The sequence below is a fragment of the Candidatus Aegiribacteria sp. genome, from assembly GCA_021108005.1.
In the GTDB taxonomy this organism is placed as follows: Bacteria; Fermentibacterota; Fermentibacteria; order Fermentibacterales; family JCC-6; genus Aegiribacteria.
Genome location: JAIORS010000102.1, coordinates 1 through 4,103, shown reverse-complemented (window position 1 = coordinate 4,103; position 4,103 = coordinate 1). Strand labels below are relative to the sequence as shown.

The window sequence follows — 4,103 nt, the reverse complement described above, 5'->3', positions numbered from 1 at the left end:
GAATTGCCGCTAGATTAAAGGTAAAGTATACAGCAATCCACTGAGCCTTAGCGTTATGCCAATTACACCATCAGAAAAGTACTTGACTTCGTCGTTGATACACGTATAGTATACGTGCAACAGCTTGAAGAGGTGGATAACATGCAGAAAAAACTGACTTTGACTATCGATGAGGAGGTCTACAACGGTCTCCGTCAAGTCATAGGACCAGGGAAAATTAGTCATTTCATCGAGGACCTTGTTCGACCACATGTGGTCAAACAGGATCTTTATAAGGCGTATCAAGATATGGCAACTGATTATGTGCGTGAAACCAAGGCTCTGGAATGGGCCGAGGCTACATGCGGAGACATAAATCATGAAGAGAGCTGAAGTCTGGTGGGTAAATTTCGGCCCCTCCGTAGGAGGTGAAATCCAGAAGCAGCGACCGGCTGTAATTGTGAGCAATGACGCCGCCAATCAGTTCTTGAACCGCGTGCAGGTTGTTCCTCTGACAGGTTCCACAGATAGGATCTACCCGAGTGAAGCCTATGTAACCCTCAAAGGCAAGCGCTCCAAAGCGATGGCAGATCAACTAACCACGGTAAGCAAGCAACGTCTTATCAATAAAGTTGGATCGCTTTCTTCAGCGGATATGCAGAACATTGCCAGGGCCATCACAACACAACTCGATCTCTAAGGTAAAATAAGACATCTCGATGCATCGCTTGAAAGCACTTCAGGCAATAGAAAAGAGAAGCATGATCAAAGCTTTTGTATTTGATTTTGATGGAACACTGGTTGATTTTGTTGAATCTGATATTGCCAGCTTGAAATATATTTATAGCCTGACAGGCATGAACCACCGGGAAGATGTTTTTATCGAAAAAGCAATCTCCAATATCATCCATTTTCATGAGCTCGTTGATAAAGGCGAAGCTGATCCAAGAACAATGCACAGGTATAGACTCTTCAACACTTTCAAAGAACTCGGTTTTCAATGGGATGAATTTTATTTAGATCGATACAAAACAAACCTATTGCATAAAACAAAACCATATCCCGGTGCAGATAACCTGCTCAGGTTTTTACTGACCAAGGGAAAACTTGGCTTAATTACAAATGCCTATGATCCAGAAATGCAAAGGAAAAGGATAATAGCTTCCGGGTTATTCGATTTCTTTGATGAGATCCTTATCGCAGGAGAAGAGATTTATTCTAAGCCCGACCCTCAAACATTTCATCTGATGAGTAAAAGGCTTAATTTTAAACCTATTGAATGCATCTTCATTGGCAATTCCCCAGAATTTGATATTCAAGGAGCAAATAGTGCAGGTATGATAACAATTCTGATACATAGGAGCCGGAAACAAATCGGACAAAAACCAGATTATCAAGTTGATAGTATAGAAGAGCTTGGCATACTATTGGAGAAACTAATTGCATAACAATCAGTTACAGCAGAATGTCAACACTGTTCTGTCTTATTATCCATCTGCTGAACTGAGACGTTATGGATATATGAAATAGGAGGGCAATATGGTTTTTGGAACGATCCTCACAGCAATACTGATATCCGTCACCAATCTTACAATCACTGAACCAATCGACGGAGAGACATACGATGGTGACTGGCTACCGCTCCGGGCCATCGTTGAGAATGAGAACGTGGTTCCGGACTCAGTACACTACTCCCTTAACGGTCAGGTTACTATTCTGATACCCCGATTGAACACAGACTGGTACACCTATATGGCCAATGATAACCGTACTGGATTCTCTGAATCTCCTGCACCACATAACAATACAATTCTATGGACAGCTCCTGTGACAGGTATGGGACACGAGTTCGTCTCGCCGGTGATCGTGGACGGACGTGTCTACCATGCATCAGAGGAGCAGAAGATTGCCTACTGCCTTGATGCGGCAACCGGATCAGAAATATGGAGATTTGAAAACATAGGTGACGCTATCGATGACGCAATGTGTGTGAAAAACGGTAAGGTTTATCTGGCCTCTGATTCTATCTGGTGCCTGGACGCCCTTACTGGTGAAATCATCTGGACCTTCGGAGACAATAATCCCTGGGGTTTCAGCGGACCTCCGGTTCCGCATCAGGGGAAAGTATTTGTAAGTAGCAATTATATTTATTGTTTGGATGACATTTCCGGTGAGGAAATTTGGAAAATTGATTCAGTTTTTACTTCCAGCAGCATGACAGCCTGGAATGATATGCTTTTTGTTCCTGGCAATGTTTCCGTTGATCCATCTTTTCATGCTTTGAATATTGAGACTGGTGAGATTTTATGGGAGAATGAGAATGCCGGACATCATGATTCATCACCTGTACTGGTTGACAGCACTATCTACATCGGAACGATGAATCCTGGGCAATTACTGGCAATTGATCCTTTCGACGGTTCCCATGTTGTTCTAAATGAATTCAGTTATAGCATCGAATCAACGCCGGCTGTTCATGGGATTCGTGTATTCTTAGGCTCCTATCCCTCGGTCTACTGTGTGGATCGACTTACAGGCGATGTTGAATGGGAATTCGAGATTCCGAATGGCGATTACCTGCACGCCTCAGCCGGAGTGGCCGACGGGCTGGTCTTCTGGGGAGATCATGATGGTTGGGCCCCTGCCGATTCAACTGTATTTATCCATGCAGTAGATACTCAAACCGGTACTGAGGTCTGGAACTACGAGATCACAGATGCGTGGAAGGGTGTCCTGTCAAGTCCTGCCATTACTGACGGCGTGATGTACATAGGAGCAGGGGATGGCTACCTCTACGCCTTCGGAACCGGTCTGAAGTACACTTACAAAGAAGATTATTTCTATGCTGATGTAGGTCCTAATGAGCTAATAGTGACCTCATTTGATAACGGAACTGCTGTAGCCACAGATACCATCAACTTCACTGTAACGCAAACTGGCATCACCCTGGATCTTTCCAGCAGGCTTGATCTACGTGCCAGTCCGAACCCATTCTACTCTGCGGCATCAATCTCATTCGAGCTTTCCGAGCCTGGATGGACGTCAGTAACAGTGTACGATATGTCAGGAAGAATCGTGAGAATACTTGAGAATTCTGAGCTTGAAGCTGGTCAGCACTCCATCGTCTGGGATGGAAGGAGAAAGAATTGTGAGCCTGTTTCGGCAGGACTTTACTTATGCAGAATTCAATCCTGTGGGATTTCTGAAACCAAGAGCCTGTGTTTGTTGAGATAAGAACCATAACCAGAGGCTGCAGTGGAATAGTGTCTGCTTAAGCCAAACTCCAGCTGGATACTATCCACTGAGCCTATTGTTATGTGAAAGGAAAACAGATTGAAACAATCCCCTCCTGATTGGTATGACAATCCGGAATACTGGGAAGCTAATCGCTCTTTCATTTGGAGCGAGAAAAGAATCGAAATGTCCGAAGTCGCTGCTGAAAAAATCGCAGAACTCCTGGAAATGAAACCAGAAGAATCAATCCTGGATATGGCATGTGGATTCGGAAGACACTCCTTAGCGTTATCCAAACAAGGGTACTCTGTCACCGGAGTTGACCTGAATTCAAACTTCATTCATGAAGCTTCAGTAAAGGCAGAAGAATCAGAGCTTGATGCACGTTTCCTTTGTGCGGATATGCGGGATTTCGTGGAACCAGAGAGCTTTGACAATATCATCATCATGTATAACTCCTTCGGTTACTTTCAGGATCCACAGGAAGATCGGCAAGTCCTTGACAACTGTTTGCAGTCTCTGAAATCTGGGGGCAAACTACTGCTTTCAGTTATGAGTCGTGAGCATATCATGCAGCACCAGAGTTCAAACCAGTCTAGATACTGGCATGAAGCAGAAGATGGAAAGATTTGGCTTATAGAAGCTACAGCCAATGAAGATTGGACTTGGAATACTATTCGCTGGATAGTCCTCAAGGACAATAAGCGCCAAGAATATACCTATGGCTCGCGTATATATAACGAGCCCGAGTTGCGAGATTTATTGCTTTCTGTTGGCTATTCCCAAATTCAAGCATTTGGGAGTCTAAGTGGCAAACGTTACAACGATGAATCACATCATCTGATTCTTCTTGCACAGAAGCTAAAGGGAAATATATGAAGCACATAACA

5 protein-coding genes are annotated in these 4,103 nt (G+C 44.0%); all 5 read left to right on the top strand.

Features of this window, described 5'->3' with window-relative positions; all coding sequences use genetic code 11:
• Nucleotides 1-141: 141 nt before the first annotated feature.
• The 5 genes from K8S15_05910 (at nt 142) to K8S15_05890 (ending at nt 4,092) form a co-directional block, all read left to right on the top strand.
• Nucleotides 142-372: an addiction module antitoxin gene (locus tag K8S15_05910; GenBank protein MCD4775572.1), complete on the top strand. Its 231-nt coding sequence runs from the start codon at nt 142-144 to the stop codon at nt 370-372.
• Complete coding sequence (locus K8S15_05905; protein ID MCD4775571.1) at nt 359-679, top strand: type II toxin-antitoxin system PemK/MazF family toxin; 321 nt, start codon at nt 359-361, stop codon at nt 677-679. The genes K8S15_05910 and K8S15_05905 overlap by 14 nt, the downstream gene beginning before the upstream one ends.
• Before the next feature lie 28 nt (nt 680-707).
• Nucleotides 708-1,427 (top strand): HAD family hydrolase, encoded by a 720-nt coding sequence (locus K8S15_05900; GenBank protein MCD4775570.1) that lies wholly within the window; start codon nt 708-710, stop codon nt 1,425-1,427.
• Between the two features lie 91 nt (nt 1,428-1,518).
• On the top strand, nt 1,519-3,213 hold the full coding sequence (locus tag K8S15_05895; protein ID MCD4775569.1) for a PQQ-binding-like beta-propeller repeat protein: 1,695 nt from the start codon (nt 1,519-1,521) through the stop codon (nt 3,211-3,213).
• A gap of 99 nt (nt 3,214-3,312) precedes the next feature.
• Nucleotides 3,313-4,092, top strand: a complete 780-nt coding sequence (locus K8S15_05890; protein MCD4775568.1) for a class I SAM-dependent methyltransferase — start codon at nt 3,313-3,315, stop codon at nt 4,090-4,092.
• The last annotated feature ends 11 nt before the right edge of the window (nt 4,093-4,103 follow it).

Bases quoted from the DNA above. Each gene is read 5' to 3' on its own strand.
- K8S15_05910 (MCD4775572.1), top strand. From the start codon at position 142: ATGCAGAAAAAACTGACTTTGACTATCGATGAGGAGGTCTACAACGGT.
- K8S15_05905 (MCD4775571.1), top strand. From the start codon at position 359: ATGAAGAGAGCTGAAGTCTGGTGGGTAAATTTCGGCCCCTCCGTAGGA.
- K8S15_05895 (MCD4775569.1), top strand. From the start codon at position 1,519: ATGGTTTTTGGAACGATCCTCACAGCAATACTGATATCCGTCACCAAT.